Annotated in this window: 14 protein-coding genes; 9 read left to right on the top strand and 5 right to left on the bottom strand. The window is 68.7% G+C overall.

Features of this window, described 5'->3' with window-relative positions:
* Positions 1-314: 314 nt before the first annotated feature.
* Positions 315-1,154 carry an HAD family hydrolase gene (locus OG953_RS23735; protein ID WP_405686698.1) on the top strand — a complete coding sequence of 280 codons (840 nt, stop codon included), beginning with the start codon at positions 315-317 and terminating at the stop codon, positions 1,152-1,154.
* A 537-nt stretch (positions 1,155-1,691) separates the two neighbouring features.
* Here the strand turns inward: OG953_RS23735 and OG953_RS23730 are convergent.
* The gene (locus OG953_RS23730; RefSeq protein WP_405686697.1) at positions 1,692-2,516 is read right to left on the bottom strand and encodes an oxidoreductase; all 825 of its coding nucleotides are present in this window, start codon (positions 2,514-2,516) and stop codon (positions 1,692-1,694) included.
* A gap of 102 nt (positions 2,517-2,618) precedes the next feature.
* On the opposite strand from OG953_RS23730, the gene OG953_RS23725 reads away from it, so the two are divergent.
* Positions 2,619-3,614: an ATP-binding protein gene (locus tag OG953_RS23725; protein ID WP_405686695.1), complete on the top strand. Its 996-nt coding sequence runs from the start codon at positions 2,619-2,621 to the stop codon at positions 3,612-3,614.
* A gap of 116 nt (positions 3,615-3,730) precedes the next feature.
* Here OG953_RS23725 and OG953_RS23720 read toward each other — a convergent pair whose 3' ends face one another.
* On the bottom strand, positions 3,731-4,177 hold the full coding sequence (locus tag OG953_RS23720) for a hypothetical protein (protein ID WP_405686693.1): 447 nt from the start codon (positions 4,175-4,177) through the stop codon (positions 3,731-3,733).
* 286 nt (positions 4,178-4,463) lie between these two features.
* Here OG953_RS23720 and OG953_RS23715 point away from each other — a divergent pair, with 286 nt between their 5' ends.
* From OG953_RS23715 to OG953_RS23690, 6 genes are all read left to right on the top strand, one after another.
* Positions 4,464-7,133, top strand: a complete 2,670-nt coding sequence (locus OG953_RS23715; RefSeq protein ID WP_405686691.1) for a bifunctional SulP family inorganic anion transporter/carbonic anhydrase — start codon at positions 4,464-4,466, stop codon at positions 7,131-7,133.
* Between the two features lie 387 nt (positions 7,134-7,520).
* Entirely contained in the window at positions 7,521-9,482 is a 1,962-nt protein-coding gene (gene acs / locus OG953_RS23710) for an acetate--CoA ligase (RefSeq protein WP_405686689.1), read from the top strand.
* A gap of 219 nt (positions 9,483-9,701) precedes the next feature.
* Positions 9,702-11,102: a Na+/H+ antiporter NhaA gene (gene nhaA / locus OG953_RS23705; protein WP_405686687.1), complete on the top strand. Its 1,401-nt coding sequence runs from the start codon at positions 9,702-9,704 to the stop codon at positions 11,100-11,102.
* A gap of 47 nt (positions 11,103-11,149) precedes the next feature.
* The gene (locus OG953_RS23700) at positions 11,150-11,683 is read left to right on the top strand and encodes a phage holin family protein (protein ID WP_405686685.1); all 534 of its coding nucleotides are present in this window, start codon (positions 11,150-11,152) and stop codon (positions 11,681-11,683) included.
* Entirely contained in the window at positions 11,680-12,789 is a 1,110-nt protein-coding gene (locus OG953_RS23695) for an alpha/beta fold hydrolase (RefSeq protein ID WP_405686684.1), read from the top strand. The genes OG953_RS23700 and OG953_RS23695 overlap by 4 nt, the downstream gene beginning before the upstream one ends.
* A 106-nt stretch (positions 12,790-12,895) precedes the next feature.
* The gene (locus tag OG953_RS23690; protein ID WP_405686682.1) at positions 12,896-13,090 is read left to right on the top strand and encodes a hypothetical protein; all 195 of its coding nucleotides are present in this window, start codon (positions 12,896-12,898) and stop codon (positions 13,088-13,090) included.
* Positions 13,091-13,207: 117 nt separating this feature from the next.
* Here the strand turns inward: OG953_RS23690 and OG953_RS23685 are convergent, their stop codons facing one another.
* The 3 genes from OG953_RS23685 to nth form a co-directional block, all read right to left on the bottom strand.
* Positions 13,208-14,413 carry a MarP family serine protease gene (locus OG953_RS23685; protein ID WP_405686680.1) on the bottom strand — a complete coding sequence of 402 codons (1,206 nt, stop codon included), beginning with the start codon at positions 14,411-14,413 and terminating at the stop codon, positions 13,208-13,210.
* 88 nt (positions 14,414-14,501) lie between these two features.
* Positions 14,502-15,320 (bottom strand): NUDIX hydrolase, encoded by an 819-nt coding sequence (locus OG953_RS23680; RefSeq protein WP_405686678.1) that lies wholly within the window; start codon positions 15,318-15,320, stop codon positions 14,502-14,504.
* Between the two features lie 62 nt (positions 15,321-15,382).
* The gene (gene nth, locus OG953_RS23675) at positions 15,383-16,297 is read right to left on the bottom strand and encodes an endonuclease III (RefSeq protein ID WP_405686676.1); all 915 of its coding nucleotides are present in this window, start codon (positions 16,295-16,297) and stop codon (positions 15,383-15,385) included.
* A gap of 301 nt (positions 16,298-16,598) precedes the next feature.
* On the opposite strand from nth, the gene OG953_RS23670 reads away from it, so the two are divergent.
* A complete protein-coding gene (locus OG953_RS23670) occupies positions 16,599-17,273 on the top strand; it encodes a Crp/Fnr family transcriptional regulator (protein ID WP_014046869.1) in 675 nt (224 codons plus the stop codon).
* Positions 17,274-17,356 lie beyond the last annotated feature (83 nt).

Raw genomic sequence — 17,356 nt, 5'->3', positions numbered from 1 at the left:
TACCGGCGACTCCCGGAGAGCAGCACTTCCGCTACGCACCGTGACGAGTCAAGATGGTGAGGGACGGAACGAGAAGCGGGCCATCGCGGCCGAAATGGAGGCAGAATGCTTGATTCCGAACGGCAGAAACGCGTCCGGACATGCGACGACCCCCGCCGGGGGGGAGAGCGGGGGTCGTCCCCACGGCCGACTCGGGGGGGGAGGAGCCGGACCGGGTTAGCACGGTCGCGAACGATCCGTGACTTCCATGGTGTACCCGACAGCCTTCTCAGGCAAACCCACGCGCCAGAGTTTACGCCGAATGGTGGGCCCCTATGCTCAGCCTTGTGGAAAACCGCTTCTTGCCGCGCACAGCAGCCTTCTTTGACCTGGACAAGACGGTCATTGCGAAGTCTTCGACACTGACCTTCAGCAAGTCCTTCTACCAAGGCGGACTGATCAACCGCCGCGCTGTACTGCGCACTGCGTACGCACAGTTCGTGTTCCTTGCCGGGGGTGCAGATCACGACCAGATGGAGCGGATGCGGGAATATCTCTCCGCGCTCTGCAAGGGTTGGAACGTCCAGCAAGTGAAGGAAATCGTCGCCGAGACCCTGCACGATCTGATCGACCCGATCATCTACGACGAAGCGGCGACGCTCATCGAGGAGCATCACGCCGCCGGACGCGATGTGGTGATCGTCTCGACCTCGGGCGCCGAGGTCGTCGAACCGATCGGCGAGCTGCTCGGCGCCGACCGAGTCGTCGCCACCCGGATGGTCGTCGGTGACGACGGCTGCTTCACCGGCGAAGTGGAGTACTACGCGTACGGGCCGACGAAGGCCGAGGCGGTCAAGGCGCTCGCAGTGTCGGAGGGATACGACCTGTCGCGCTGCTACGCCTACAGCGATTCCGCGACCGATGTACCGATGCTCGAGTCGGTCGGCCACCCGTACGCAGTGAATCCGGACCGCGCTCTGCGGCGCGAAGCGACCCTTCGCGAGTGGCCGATTCTCGCCTTTGACCGACCGGTCCGACTCAAGGAACGACTGCCGACGTTCTCGATGCCGCCGCGCCCGGCGTTGGTCGCTGCGGCAGCGCTGGGCGCAGCCGCCGTCACAGCAGGACTGGTCTGGTACACCTCCCGCCGCCGCACCACCACGACCTCCGCCTGATGTATGAGCCGGGCGGCGGCGCCCCTACACACCCCCTGGACCCCGCCGCCCGGCCCGGTCAATGGGATCAAGCAGGGCGGCCGACCAGTCCAATTCATCCGGCCGAACCGAGTTGTCCAACTCACCCGTAATTGAACCTAAAAGTAAAGAAGTGCGGCCAGCACTACCGCTCGCCCCGGCTCTGGAGTACAAAGGACTCAACGGCCCGCGAGACCAAGGACATCCGAGAGGATTACCTGATAACGCAGAGAAGGCCCCACGGACCGAGCATGAAAACCGAGCACCCACGCGACGTCGACCCGTCGATTACGGGCCAGCCGCACCAGGGAACGGGCAAAGCCCCCGACCTGATGGGCACATATCGAGGACGCATGGTAACTGGGTAGACGTGCCAGCGGCGGTACCGAGGACGGTACCGCCGCAACCCTTTTACCGGGCAGTGAAGTTACGGCAGTGGAGTCGCCACGGTGATACCACGGTGAAGTCATCGATTCGCCGCACCCGCTTGCCGCATCCCAGCCCGCGGACCCCACCTTGCTACGCAGCGCCGCGCTGCAGCGCCTCGCACACCGCCGTCGATTCCCTGACGCCCAGCTCCACGGCGCGCCCGCAGTGCGCGATCCAGGCCGCCATCCCCTCCGGCGTCCCCGACAGATAGCCCTCGAACGCAGCGATGTATGCCGCCCGCCCCTGCTCGGCGTGGCCCACCTCGGCGGGGCAGATCGATTTGGGGTCGAGGCCGCTCCCGATCAGCACGATCCGCTCGGCGGTACGCGCGACGAGGCCGTTGTACGAACCGAAGGGACGCAGGGCCAGCAGTTCACCGTGCACGACTGCCGCCGTCACCAGCGCGGGTGCCGCAGTGCCCGAAAGGATCAATCCGGAGAGCCCTTCCAGCCGCCCCGCCACCTCCTCGGCGTCGGGCAGCGGCGCTTCGATCAGCGGCTCGTCCACGGGCTCGCCTGCCAGCCGGGGCCGGCCGACAGCGTCCTCGGGCGCCGCGCCGCCGGCCGCAACCAGATGCAGCCGCGCCAGGACACGCAGCGGCGACTGCCGCCAGATGGAGAGCAGTTGGCCCGCTTCGGCGGTGAGCCTCAGGGCCGCTCCGATCACATGCGCCTCACCGTCACCGCCGAAGTCGGTACGTCGGCGCACCTCCTCCAGATTCCAGTCGGCGCCGGACAGCGCGGCCGAGCCACGGGCACCGCGCAGCGCCGCTTCGGCGGTGACCTCGTTGCTGCGGCGCCGCATGACGCGGTGACCGTAGACCCGGTCGACGGCCTTGCGTACGGAGTCCACCACGTCGGCGACCCCCGGCAGGGTGCCCAGGGTGGCGAGCGGATCAGAGGCAGTCGTACTCATAAGTAGCGAGGCTACGCGCCCCCTACACCGATACCGCCCGGAAGTGGCCTTCTTCACGAAGCATGACAGCAGAACGCAATCACACCGCTACCCTAGGTGAACATGAAGATCGCTTTCGTAGGGAAGGGCGGCAGCGGCAAGACCACGCTGTCCTCGCTCTTCATCCGCCACCTTGCCGCCAATGAAGCCCATGTCGTCGCAGTGGACGCCGACATCAACCAGCACCTCGGGGCCGCGCTCGGCCTCGACGACCAAGAGGCTGCGGCGCTACCCGCCATGGGAGCCCAGCTTCCTCTGATCAAAGAGTATCTGCGCGGCAGCAATCCCCGCATCGCCTCCGTCGAGACGATGATCAAGACGACTCCGCCCGGCGAGGGCTCACGGCTGCTGCGGGTCCGCGAGAACAACCCGATCTACGACGCGTGCGCCCGCACGGTCCGGCTCGACGACGGGGAGATCCAGCTGATGGCCACCGGGCCGTTCACCGAGTCGGATCTGGGTGTGGCCTGCTACCACTCCAAGGTCGGTGCGGTCGAGCTCTGCCTCAACCATCTCGTCGATGGCCTCAACGACTATGTCGTCGTTGACATGACAGCAGGTTCGGACTCCTTCGCTTCCGGGATGTTCACCCGCTTCGACATGACGTTCCTGGTTGCCGAGCCCACTCGTAAGGGCGTCTCGGTCTACCGCCAGTACAAGGAGTACGCCCGGGACTTCGGGGTCGCGCTGAAGGTCATCGGCAACAAGGTGCAGGGCGAGGACGATCTGGACTTCCTGCGTGCCGAGGCGGGCGACGACCTGCTGGTCAGCGTCGGGCACTCCGACTGGGTACGGGCCATGGAGAAGGGCAGGCCGGCCCGCTTCGAGCTGCTGGAGGCGGACAACCGGATGGCCCTGCAGGCGCTGCAGAACGCCGCGGAGGATTCGTACGAGCAGCGGGACTGGCAGCGCTACACGCGGCAGATGGTGCACTTCCATCTGAAGAACGCGGAGAGCTGGGGCAATGAGAAGACGGGCGCCGACCTGGCCGCCCAGGTCGACCCGGCCTTCGTACTCGACGAACGGTACGTGCAGGACGGCGCCGCCCAGCCCGCCTGATCCGTCGGTGCCCGAACCGGGAGGGTGCCCCCGTTCCGGCCGGGGCACCATGGCGCCTTCAAGCGGCAGTCACAGCCGAAGGACGTGCAGCTCGGTGGCCGAGCGCGGTCACCGAGCTAGCGGCCGGCCTGATCCGCGCCGGACCCGGCATGAGCCTTGCCGGCCCCCGATGCCCGGTCCGCGTCCGCCCCCGAGGTCGCGGCTTCGTCGAGGAAGTCCGTCCAGCCCTTCGCCGGGGCCTGGCCGGCATCGAGCGTGCCGAGCTTCGCCAGCTTCTGACCGGGTGCCAGGCGCTGCGCCACGGGCTGCTTCGGCCGGCTGCCCATGAAGGCGGTGGAGCCGTCGCCGATGAGCCGGAACATGCTTTCGGGTGCGGCTCGGGGGACGTTCTTCTTCGCTCCGGCGTCTCGCTTCACGGCAGCGGGGCCGACGACTCCGGTCCTGGAATCCGCACGGGAGGAGCAGCCGACCACTCCCGCGGCCAGCGCAACGGCCATGACACCCGGGGCGCCCCGCTTGGCGGCGATCCTTTTCGCGGCGACTCTCTTCGTGGCGCCCATCATCCGCCCACCTTCTTCCTTGCGGGAAATTTGCGTTGCGGTGCAGACGCGGCGCGGTCAAGGTCACACACAGCAATGCCGGGATTAGCATGACAAGGCGAATGAAAAGCTGCCTATTCACCCGAACAGGTGATTGAATGAGTCATTTGATCTCAAGCATGGACAAAGATCTTTACTCTCCATTACGATCTGTTTACTGAGAGTTGAGAAAATCCCGCCGCTGCACGCCGTGACCCACGGCCGCGTCCCCCACGTTCCGCGACCGCGCTGCCCCGGAGGAGACGGGAACATGTCTGCTTGCGTCCCCACTCGTCATGACCACACATCCCGCAGTTCGCGCCCACCCCGCGCCTCGGGAATCAAACGACCGCACAGCCCGCCACCGCCGCCGCGCGGCGGCCGATTCCGCATCGCGGGCGCCGACCTGTCCGCATCGATCACGGTCTTCCTGCTCGCCGTCCCCATGTCGCTCGGCCTCGCCGTCGCCATGGACGCCCCGCTGGAGGCCGGCCTCATCTCCGCCGCGATCGGCGGAATCGTCGCCGGACTGCTCGGCGGCACACCCCTCCAGGTCAGCGGCCCGTCCGCCGGACTGACCGTGGTCACAGCCGAGTTGATCCAAATCTACGGCTGGCGCACCACCTGCGCGATCACCATCGGCGCGGGACTTCTGCAGATCCTGCTGGGCTCGTTGCGGGCGGCGCGCAGCGCCCTGGCCGTCAGCCCCGCCATCGTGCACGGCACCCTCGCCGGCATCGGCGTGGCCATCGCACTCGCCCAGCTGCACATCGTGCTCGGCGGCTCACCTCAGAGTTCGGCCGTCGCCAACGCCCTCGCCCTCCCGGACCAGTTGGGGCGGGTGAGTCCGGCCGCCCCGCTGGTCGGCTTGCTGACCATCACCATCCTGATCCTGTGGCCGCGGATTCCGGGGCGGATCGGCCGGGTGGTACGGCGGATTCCGGCTGCCCTCGCCGCGGTGGTGACCGCGACGGCGGTGGCCGCGATCACAGCGCCCGGGATCGCCCGGGTCGATCTGCCGTCCTGGCGCTCGCACGCTCTGCCGGAGATACCGCACGGCCCCGTACTCGCTCTGGCCACCGCTGTGTTAACAGTGATGTTGGTGGCCAGTCTGGAGTCGCTGCTCGCCGCGGTCGCCGTGGACAAGCTGTCGGCCGGCCGTGCCGGCGGGCAAGCGGCCGCCCGGTCCAAAGCCGACTTGACGTCGGCCTCTTCCTCGGCCTCGGGTCCGGCTTCGGTTTCGACTTCAGCCTCGGCCCAGGGCCGCCCTGGCGCGGCCTATCCGTCCCCGCCGGGCCCGCCCGTCGGGCGCTCCGATCTCGACCGTGAGCTGCGTGCCCAGGGCATCGCCAACACCCTGTCCGGACTTGTCGGCGGGCTGGCGGTGTCCGGCGGTGCGGTGCGCAGTTCGGCAAATGTGCGGGCCGGAGCGACGGGCCGCGCGTCCACCGTGCTGCACGGCGTCTGGGTGGTGCTCGCCGCAGGGCTGCTGGTCACCGCCCTGGAGCAGATCCCGCTGGCCGCACTCGCCGCGCTGGTCATGATGGTCGGCATCCAGATGGTGAGTTTCGCCCACATCCGCAATGTCCATAAGCACCGAGAATTCCTGGTGTATGGGGCGACAATCACCGGCGTGCTCCTCTTCGGTGTACTCAAGGGTGTAGTGATCGGCATCGCGGTGGCGGTGGCCGTCGCGCTGCACCGGCTGGCCCGGACCAGGATCACCGTGACCGAACAAGGCGGCCAGCATCTGGTGGTCGTACGAGGCCAGTTGACGTTTCTCGCGGTGCCCCGGCTCAGTCGGGCGCTCGCCCGGCTGCCCCAGGACGGGGATGCCGTCGTCGAGCTGGACGGCTTCTTCATGGACCATGCGGCGTACGAGACGATCCAGGACTGGAGCATTGCCCAGACGGCCCACGGCGGCCGGGTCGTCTTCACCGGCAGGTCCGGCGGCCGGATCGCCGAGCCCCCCTCGGCGGCGCATACCTGTTGCCGCCCCTGGACGCCGTGGCGCAACCATCACTGCCACGACCGGCCCGGCCAGACGCCCGAGACCCACCATGCCCGCCTCGACACGGGCCCCGCCCCCGACTCCGGATCCGGTTCCGTCGAGGAACGCTCCCCCGACCACCACACGTCCCACGACGCCCCCGGAGCCCACAGCACCCCCGGCCCGGCCGACTCACCCACCGCCGCCCCGCGCCGGACTGGCGGAAACCGCCTGTTCAGCGGCCTGAGTTCGTTCCAGCGGAACACCGCTCCGCTGGTGCGCGAGGAGCTGGCCCGGTTGGCCCGCGAGGGTCAACGCCCCTCCCAGCTCTTCATCACCTGCGCCGACTCCCGCCTGGTCACCAGCATGATCACGGCGAGCGGCCCGGGTGACCTGTTCACCGTACGGAACATCGGCAATCTGGTGCCCCCGCCGGACGCCGAGTCGAGTGACGACTCGGTGGGCGCCGCGATCGAGTACGCGGTGGATGTGCTGAAGGTGGAGTCCATCACCGTCTGCGGACACTCCGGCTGCGGCGCGATGCAGGCTCTGCTCGGCGCCAAGCCGGACCTGGACACTCCGCTGACGTCCCTGTGGCGCTGGCTGAGACACGGGCTGCCGAGTCTGGAGCGGATGGCGTCCCGGCATCATGCCTGGGCCCGGATCTCCGGCCGCCTTCCGACCGATGCGGTGGAGCAGCTCTGCCTCACCAATGTGGTCCAGCAGTTGGACCATCTGCGGGCCCATGGATCGGTGGCGCGGCGGCTCGCCGAGGGCACGCTCCAACTGCACGGGATGTACTTCCATGTGGGCGAGGCGCAGGCCTATCTGCTGACCGAGGGCGCGAGCGCCGGGCTCGCGCTCGACGAGGTATTCGACCGCGTGGACCCGGGCGACGCCCACGCCTCGTCCGATTCCCACGCCCCGGCTGACTCCCGCTCCCCCGGCTGACTCCCGCTCCCCCGGCGACGCCGACACCCCCAGGCCCGCCGCAGCCCCGGGTGATCCAGCCGTTTCCGGCGAGTTGGAACGTACCGGCGTCTGAACCACATTCGCCCCCGGTCCGTGAGACCTTGTGGTCCCGCCTCCGTGTCGCTCCGTACCGCTCCGTGTCGCTGTGCTCCGCACTGTGGTGCACCGCGCCGCACCGGACCGCGCGTGGAGGCGGGACCGTGTCTCCATACACGAGACACAGGTCTAAACCAATTCCGGGCAGACACTTGTCACCCGGCCTTTGGCCTGATGAGCTATGCCCCGGGACACAACGGACACCCTGGGAATGGGAGATGTCGTGAGCAACGAAAGCCTGGCCAATCTGCTCAAGGAGGAGAGGGGAGCATGAGCGAACCTTCCTCCCTCTCCAACCTGCTCAAGGAGGAGCGGCGGTTTGCACCGCCTGCCGATCTGGCCGCCAATGCCAACGTCAAAGCGGAGGCGTACGAGCAGGCCGAGGCGGACCGGCTGGGCTTCTGGGCCGAGCAGGCCCGTCGCCTGACCTGGGCCACGGAGCCGACCGAGACGCTCGACTGGAGCAACCCGCCCTTCGCGAAGTGGTTCGCGGACGGCAAGCTCAACGTCGCGTACAACTGCGTGGACCGCCATGTCGAGGCCGGCCATGGTGACCGGGTCGCCATCCACTTCGAGGGTGAGCCCGGCGACAGCCGCGCCATCACCTACGCCGACCTGAAGGACGAGGTCTCCCGCGCAGCGAACGCCCTCACCGAGCTCGGTGTCGGCAAGGGCGACCGGGTCGCCGTCTATCTGCCGATGATCCCCGAGGCCGCCATCGCGATGCTGGCCTGCGCCCGCATCGGCGCGGCGCACTCGGTGGTCTTCGGCGGCTTCTCCGCCGACGCCATCGCCGCCCGTATCCAGGACGCGGACGCCAAGGTCGTCATCACCGCCGACGGTGGCTACCGCCGCGGCAAGCCGTCCTCACTCAAGCCCGCCGTGGACGACGCCGTCTCCCGGTTCGACAGCGTCGAGCATGTCCTCGTGGTGCGGCGCACCGGCCAGGACACCGCATGGACCGAGGGCCGCGACGTCTGGTGGCACGAGATCACCGGCCGGCAGTCCGCCGAGCACACCCCCGAGGCGTTCGAGGCGGAGCAGCCGCTCTTCATCCTCTACACCTCTGGCACGACGGGTAAGCCGAAAGGCATCCTGCACACCTCCGGTGGCTACCTCACGCAGGCTGCGTACACCCACAACGCGGTCTTCGACCTCAAGCCGGAAACCGATGTCTTCTGGTGCACCGCCGACATCGGCTGGGTGACCGGCCACTCGTACATCGTCTACGGCCCGCTGGCCAACGGCGCGACGCAGGTCATGTACGAGGGCACGCCCGACTCCCCGCACCAGGGGCGTTTCTGGGAGATCGTGCAGAAGTACGGCGTCACGATCCTGTACACCGCGCCGACCGCGATCCGTACGTTCATGAAGTGGGGTGACGACATCCCCGCCAAGTTCGACCTGAGCAGTCTTCGGGTCCTCGGTTCGGTCGGTGAGCCGATCAACCCCGAGGCGTGGATGTGGTACCGCAAGCACATCGGCGCCGACAAGTGCCCGATCGTGGACACCTGGTGGCAGACCGAGACCGGCGCCATGATGATTTCGCCGCTGCCGGGCGTCACGGAGACCAAGCCGGGAAGCGCCCAGCGCGCCCTGCCCGGTATCTCCGCCACGGTCGTCGACGACGAGGCCAACGAGGTTCCGAACGGCGGGGGCGGTTACCTCGTCCTCACCGAGCCGTGGCCGTCGATGCTCCGCACCATCTGGGGCGACGACCAGCGCTTCATCGACACGTACTGGTCGCGCTTCGAGGGCAAGTACTTCGCGGGCGACGGCGCCAAGAAGGACGAGGACGGCGACATCTGGCTGCTCGGCCGGGTCGACGACGTGATGCTCGTGTCCGGGCACAACATCTCGACCACCGAGATCGAGTCGGCGCTCGTGTCGCACCCCTCGGTCGCCGAGGCTGCCGTGGTCGGCGCCGCCGACGAGACGACCGGCCAGGCCATCGTCGCCTTTGTGATACTGCGCGGTACGGCTGCCGCCTCGGACGAGCTTGTCGTAGAGCTGCGCAACCACGTCGGCGCCACGCTCGGCCCGATCGCCAAGCCGAAGCGGATCCTGCCGGTCGCCGAGCTGCCGAAGACCCGCTCCGGCAAGATCATGCGGCGTCTGCTGCGCGACGTCGCCGAAAACCGCGAGCTGGGCGATGTCACGACGCTCACCGACTCCTCGGTGATGGATCTCATCCAGACCCAGCTGCCGTCCTCCTCCTCATCAGAGGACTGACCGAGGGCGAGTACGTCCCCGAGGGGCATCCGGCAACGCGCCGGGTGCCCCTCGGGCATTTAAGGTGAAGATCACCGGATACCGCCCCGCGCACCCCGGGTACAGTGGCAGCCGCGTCAACAAAGCAATAAGAAATCTCCACAGGGTGTGCCGGGAAGTCTGGTCGGCAAGTGCATCAGCCATGCCATCGCTGCCGTACCGACCCGGAGGTCCTCACCCGTGGCCACCCCCACGTCCTCTTCCTCCCGCCGCACCTTTCTGGCGCGGCTGTCCCTCCCCGAGCGGAACTACCTCGCGGATGCCCTGCGCACCGAGACCGTCGGCGGAGTCATCCTGCTGGTCGCCGCGATAGCCGCCCTGGTGTGGGCCAACACCTTCGGTTCCAGTTACGCGGCCGTCAGCGACTTCCACTTCGGTCCCGGCGCACTTGGCCTCAACCTCTCCGTGGAGCACTGGGCGGCGGACGGGCTGCTCGCAATCTTCTTCTTCGTCGCGGGCGTCGAACTCAAGCGGGAACTGGTCGCGGGCGAACTGCGCGACCCCAGGGCGGCCGCCCTCCCGGTCGTCGCCGCACTGTGCGGAATGGCGGTTCCGGCCGTCGTCTACACACTCGTGGCCGTGACCGGCGGGGGTTCCACGGGCGGCTGGGCCGTCCCCACCGCCACCGATATCGCCTTCGCGCTCGCCGTCCTCGCGGTCATCGGCACCTCGCTGCCGAACGCGCTGCGCGCCTTCCTGCTGACCCTCGCCGTCGTCGACGACCTCTTCGCGATCCTGATCATCGCGGTCTTCTTCACCGAGCAGATCAACTTCATGGCGCTGACCGGCGCCTTCATCGGCCTCGCCGTCTTCTATCTGCTGCTGCGCAGGAATGTGCGCGGCTGGTACATCTACGTACCGCTCGCCCTGGTCATCTGGGGCCTGATGTACAACAGCGGCATCCACGCCACCATCGCCGGTGTCGCCATGGGTCTGATGCTCCGCTGCACCCGGCGGGACGGCGAGACCCACTCCCCCGGCGAGCACATCGAACACCTGATCCGCCCGCTGTCGGCCGGTATCGCCGTGCCGCTGTTCGCCCTCTTCTCAGCAGGTGTCTCCCTCTCCGGCGGCGCGCTGGCGGGCGTCTTCACCCGGCCCGAGACGCTCGGTGTCGTCCTGGGGCTCGTCGTCGGCAAGACGATAGGCATCTTCGGCGGTACCTGGCTGGCCACCCGCTTCACGAAGGCGGAGCTGAACAAGGACCTGGCCTGGGCGGATGTCTTCGCGGTCGCCTCGCTCGCCGGGATCGGCTTCACCGTCTCGCTGCTCATCGGTGAACTCGCCTTCGCCGGCGACGAGGACATGATCAACGAGATCAAGGCCGCCGTGCTGCTCGGCTCACTGACAGCCGCCGTGCTCTCCGGTGTACTGCTCAAACTCCGGGTACGCACATACCGGGCGCTGTACGAGGCGGAGGAGCTCGACGAGGACGAGGACGGCGTACCCGACGTCTACGAGCAGGACGACCCGGAGTACCACCTGCGGATGGCCGCGATCTACGAGAAGAAAGCGGCCGAGCACCGCCGCCTTGCCCAACGGGCGGGGGCGGCGAGCAGCAAGCCGGACAGTCCGGCATGATCTGACACCAGATGTGTTGAGCAGGAGAGCAGGAGAGGGAGTCAGGGATGAGCGACCCCGGCAACAACGCGGGCAGTGCCGACCGCAGTCTCGGGCAGCTGGTCGCCGCGGCGACGGCCGAGATGTCCGCATTGGTGCACGACGAGATCGCCCTGGCCAAGGCCGAGGTGCGGCAGGACGTCAGGCGTGGCGTGACCGGGAGCGTGGCGTTCATCATCGCGGGCGTGCTGGTTGTGTTCGCGATCCCGGTGCTGAGCTTCGCGGCGGCGTACGGAATCCACTACCTGGGGCTCGGCCTCGCCGTGTCGTTCACGATCGTGGGCGTCGCCTTCATCTTGCTGGGGGCGTTGCTCGCGCTGTTCGCCATCGCCAAGTTCAAGAAGGTGAAGCCGCCGGAGAAGTCCATCGCTTCGGCCAAGCAGACGGCGGCCGTGCTGCAGGGCGTCAAGCCGCACCCGCGCCCCGCCGTCACGGCGGGTGCGAGCCGTCCGGCCGCCGTGGGCAGCACGCCGGCGGACAAGGCTCTGGAGAAGTCTTCGGTCCAGGACAAGGCGTCCGGTGTGGCACGCTCGTCCACATGACGGTCCCCGATTCCAGTGCATCCGACCCAGTAGGCCCGGAAGGTCAGGCAGGTCCGGAAGGCCGGGTAAGCCCGAACGGCCAGGCGGGCCCGGACGGCTCCTCGGGCTCGACCGGCCGCTCAGGCCCCTCGGGCCCCTCGGGCCCCTCGGGCCCCTCCGACCTGTCGAGTTCACCCGGCCCGGCCGGCTCCGGTGGGCCTGTACGGCTCGACGGGCCGTGGACCCACCGGGACGTGGCGGCCAACGGCGCCCGCTTCCACATCGCCGAGCTCGGCGAGGGGCCGCTGGTGCTGCTGCTGCACGGCTTCCCGCAGTTCTGGTGGACCTGGCGCCATCAGCTCACCGCACTGGCCGACGCCGGTTTCCGGGCCGTGGCGATGGATCTGCGCGGGGTCGGCGGCAGTGACCGTACGCCCCGGGGATACGACCCCGCCAACCTGGCGCTCGACATCACCGGCGTGATCCGCTCGCTCGGCGAACCGGACGCCGCCCTGGTCGGCCACGACATGGGTGGCTACCTCGCCTGGACGGCCGCGGCGATGCGGCCGAAGCTGGTGCGCCGTCTCGTGGTCTCGTCGATGCCGCATCCGCGCCGCTGGCGTTCCTCGATGCTCTCCGACTTCGCGCAGTCCCGCGCGGGCTCGTACATCTGGGGCTTCCAGCGCCCGTGGGTGCCGGAGCGTCAGCTCGTCGCGGACGACGCGGCGTTGGTGGGCCGGCTGATCCATGACTGGGCAGGCCCCCGGACCCCTGAGTTCCCCGACGATGCGGCGGTCGACGTCTACCGGCGCGCGATGTGCATCCCGTCGACGGCGCACTGCTCGATCGAGCCGTACCGCTGGATGGTGCGCTCCATGGCCCGTCCGGACGGAATCCAGTTCAACCGGCGCATGAAGCGGCCGGTGCGGGTACCCACACTGCATCTTCACGGTTCACTCGATCCGGCGATCCGTACGCGGAGCGCGGCGGGGTCCGGCGAGTACGTCGAAGCGCCGTACCGTTGGCGACTTTTCGACGGCCTGGGGCACTTCCCCCACGAGGAGGATCCGGGCGGGTTCTCGACCGAACTCATCAACTGGCTCAAGGATCCCGAGCCCGACCGGTAGCCGTACGGGCACAGTTGTCCGACGAACAGCCAATTGCCCGGCGCATAGGCCAATTGGCTGACGGATGGGCGGTTACCGACCATGAGGCACGGGCAGACGTCGGGGTATGGGCTGGACGCACGACTTCGGTGACACAGCACGCAACCGGCGCTCGACCGCCACGGCGAGTCCGAGCACTCATGAGGGGGACGGCCCCCAGGGCCGGGTGCACGATATGCATGATCCCCGGCTCGGTATTCCGCGCATTCTGCGCCGTCGGGCCCGCTGGGTCTCGGCGCGGCTGCGCCATCCACGCGGATGATGTCCACCCCGGCCGACCGGTGAGCGTTCACCGGCCGGGCGGGATTTCCACGACTCTCCCGGCTGCCGCGGGGCAGTACGCCCAGGGCCTGTCCGGCGGATCAGGGCCGGAGAGGCTCTAGAGGGCGCACGCCTGACTGTCGACCTGCTGGTTGGCGGTGCGGCCGTGCGTGATGTCCTGGCGGATCTCGTCGGCCGTCAGCGCATAGCCGGTGTCGGGGTCGTCGAGCGACTTCGCGAAGACGACTCCGTACACCTTGCCGTCGGGGGTCAGCAGCGGTCCGCCGGAATTGCCCTGACGGACGGTCGCGAAGAGCGAGTACACATCACGGCGGACAGTGCCCCGGTGGTAGATGTCCGGTCCGTCGGCGTCGATACGGCCCCGGACGCGCGCGGCCCGAACGTCGTACGAGCCGTTCTCCGGGAAGCCCGCGACGATGGCGCTGTTCCCGGTGCCGGCGTCGTGATCGGTGTCGGTGAACTTCAGCGGCTTCGCGTCGAGGTCCGGTACGTCGAGTACCGCGATGTCGCGCTGCCAGTCGTAGAGGACGACCTTCGCGTCGTACACCCGCCCCTGGCCACCGATCTGGACGGTCGGCTCGTCGACGCCGCCGACGACATGGGCGTTGGTCATCACCCGGCGGTCGGAGAAGACGAAACCGGTGCCTTCGAGGACCTTGCCGCAGCTCGGTGCCGTACCGACGACCTTGACGATGGACTTCTTGGCGACGGCTGCCACGGGGCTGCCGACCAGCGCCGGGTCCGGGGCCCGGACCTCGGTGATCGGCTCGTTGGCGAAGGGGCTGAAGACCTGCGGGAAGCCGTTCTGCGCAAGGACCGAGGAGAAGTCCGTGAACCAGGTGGAGGCCTGGGTCGGCATCACCCGGGAGATGCCGAGCAGGACCGACGAGCTACGGACCTCCTTGCCCAGCGTAGGCAGTGAGGTACCGGCCAGTGCGGAGCCGATCAGCCAGGCGACCAGCAGCATCGCGACCACATTGACCAGGGCACCGCCGGTGGCATCGAGAGCGCGCGCGGGCGACCACGTGATGTACCGGCGGAGCTTGTTTCCGAGATGGGTGGTGAACGCCTGGCCCACCGAGGCACAGACGATCACGATGACGACGGCGACGATGGCGGCCGTCGATGAGATTTCGGAGCCGTCCGTCAGCTGGTCCCACAGGATCGGCAGCAGATAGACGGCTACGAGACCGCCGCCCAGGAACCCGATCACCGACAGGATGCCGACGACGAACCCCTGGCGATAGCCGATGACCGCGAACCACACGGCGCCGGCCAGCAGCAGGATGTCCAGCACGTTCACCGTCTATAGCCTCGCAGATTCGTCACCGGGCCTGTTCCTTCGACTGGGTCCGGGCAGGGCCGGACTGCGCAGCACGAGAGGCAGCCTGTCATGCGCGCCAGTCGAGCGGCACCTGCTTGGCGGTGTCCCACGGGCGTTCCCAGCCCGCGAAGTGCAGAATCCGGTCGATCACTCCTGCCGTGAAACCCCAGACCAAGGCGGATTCGACCAGAAATGCCGGGCCTCGGTGACCACTCGGATGGACCGTGGTCGCGCGATTGACCGGGTCCGTGAGATCCGCCACGGGGACGGTGAAGACCCGGGCTGTCTCACCCGGATCGACGACGCCCACCGGGCTCGGCGACCGCCACCAGCCGAGGACCGGTGTCACGACGAAGCCGCTCACGGGGATGTAGAGCCGGGGCAGCACTCCGAAGAGCTGCACTCCTCGCGGATCGAGGCCGGTCTCCTCCCGGGCCTCTCGCAGAGCGGCCCTGAGCGGCCCTGTAGTGGCTTGGTCGCCGTCCTCCGGGTCCAGGGCGCCGCCGGGGAAGGAAGGTTGCCCAGCGTGGGAACGCAGGCTTCCGGATCGCTCCATGAGGAGCAGCTCGGGACCGCGCTCGCCCTCCCCGAACAGTACGAGTACGGCGGACTGCCGCCCGGCGCCGCTCTCCGGCGGCAGAAAGCGGCTGAGCTGGTCCGGCTCGATCGTCCGCGCCGCACGGGCCACGGGGTCGAGCCAGTCCGGCAGGCCCTCGGTCGTGACGGTGATGGCCCCGTCGTGACCTGCGCCTGCCGTGGTGGCGGCGGCCGCTGCGGGGCTCACGGCCGCCGGGTTGACCACAGCGGGGCTGACCGCCGCGGGCGCGGCTGCCGCTTCCGCACTCTGTTCGTGCGTGCTCCCCGTGCTCTGTTCGTGCGTCTTCATAGGCACCCCTCGTCTCACAACGCCTGTCATCACGCATTTCGTTCCGGAGCGAGCGCCGTGCGTCAGTCGGCCCCCAGGGCCGGCGCGGGCTTGCCCGGGTAGTCCGCCGGCGGGCTCAGCCGCTGACCGGGCTGGCCGCCCATCTCGTACTTCAGCAGCTTCCTGGCCTTCTCCGGGTCCGTCTCGCCCTCCCCGTACGCCGGGCAGAGCGGGGCGATCGGACAGGCGCCGCAGGCGGGCTTGCGGGCATGGCAGATGCGGCGGCCGTGGAAGACGACGCGGTGCGAAAGCATCGTCCACTCGCTCTTGGGGAAGATCGCGGCGATCTCCGCCTCGACCTTCTCCGGGTCCTCCTGCTCCGTCCACTTCCAGCGCCGGACCAGTCGGCCGAAGTGGGTGTCGACCGTGATGCCGGGGACGCCGAAGGCATTCCCGAGCACGACATTGGCGGTCTTGCGGCCGACTCCCGGAAGCGTGACGAGATCGGCGAGCCGGCCCGGCACCTCGCCGCCGAACCTGTCCCTGATCGCCACGGAGAGGCCTATCAGCGACTTGGTCTTGGCCCGGAAGAAGCCGGTCGGCCGAATGAGCTCTTCCAATTCCTCCGGGACGGCCGCGGCCATGTCCTCAGGGGTGGGGTAGGCGGCGAAGAGGGCGGGGGTGGTCTGGTTGACCCTCAGATCGGTGGTCTGGGCTGAGAGGACCGTGGCGACGAGAAGCTCGAAGGGATTCCTGAAGTCCAGCTCGGGGTGGGCATACGGGTAGAGCTCGGCGAGCTCACGGTTGATCCTGCGGGCACGGCGGACCATCGCCAGATGCGATTCCGGTTTCACACCGGGCTTTGCTCCGGATTTCGCGGGTTTCGCGGTGGACGTCGACGCGGACTTCGCGGTGGCCTCGACTGCGGCCCGTGCGGCGGACTTCGACGCGGGCTTCGCCGCCGTCTTCACTCCGGCCCTCGGGGCCTGCTCACCCACAGGGCGTTTTGTCGCTTTTTTCGGGCGACTCGCAGCCTGTTCGCCCACAGCGGAATCACGGCCTTCCGACACCCCATCAGCCCCTTTGGCCTGCGCTCTCACCGGCGATTTGGACACCCGGCCAGCCTAGAGCCACACACCGACATCCGCCCCGGTCACCGCGTATCCACCCCCAATCGGCCCCCTGCCTCACGGTTCGGCACGCCCGTGCGTCAAACTGGTTTGTGATTGATCGCACTGTTTTACCGTCCGGCATGATGGGGACCACGGTTCCCTGAACAGGCCGACAAGGAGAGAACTCGTGGACGACGTTCTGCGGCGCGCCCCGCTTTTCGCGGCGCTCGATGATGAGCAGGCCGCGGAGCTCCGCGCCTCGATGAGTGAGGTGACCCTCGCACGCGGCGACGCGCTCTTCCACGAGGGCGACCCGGGCGACCGCCTCTATGTGGTCACCGAGGGCAAGGTGAAGCTCCACCGCACCTCCCCCGACGGGCGCGAGAACATGCTGGCGGTCCTCGGCCCCGGCGAGCTGATCGGCGAGCTGTCGCTCTTCGACCCGGGCCCGCGCACCGCCACCGCGACCGCGCTGACCGAGGTCAAGCTCCTCGGCCTCGGCCACGGCGACCTCCAGCCCTGGCTGAACGCCCGCCCCGAGGTGGCCACGGCCCTGCTGCGCGCCGTAGCGCGCCGACTGCGCAAGACCAACGACCAGATGTCCGATCTGGTCTTCTCGGACGTACCGGGCCGTGTCGCCCGCGCCCTCCTCGACCTGTCGCGCCGCTTCGGCGTCCAGTCCGAGGAAGGCATTCATGTCGTCCACGACCTGACCCAGGAAGAGCTGGCCCAGCTGGTCGGCGCCTCCCGCGAGACGGTCAACAAGGCACTCGCCGACTTCGCCGGACGCGGCTGGCTGCGCCTGGAGGCGCGCGCCGTGATCCTGCTGGACGTGGAGCGCCTGGCCAAGCGGTCCCGCTAGCCGGCCTGCCGGTCGGCCCCGACCGGACTCCATCTGCGTGCGCAAGGCCCTGCCGCACGGCGGGGCCTTGCGCATATCCGTTC

It is taken from the genome of Streptomyces sp. NBC_00057 (assembly GCF_045041165.1).
In the GTDB taxonomy this organism is placed as follows: Bacteria; Actinomycetota; Actinomycetes; order Streptomycetales; family Streptomycetaceae; genus Streptomyces.
Note: the sequence above shows the minus strand (reverse complement) of the source record. Positions and strands in the feature narration are given on the sequence as shown.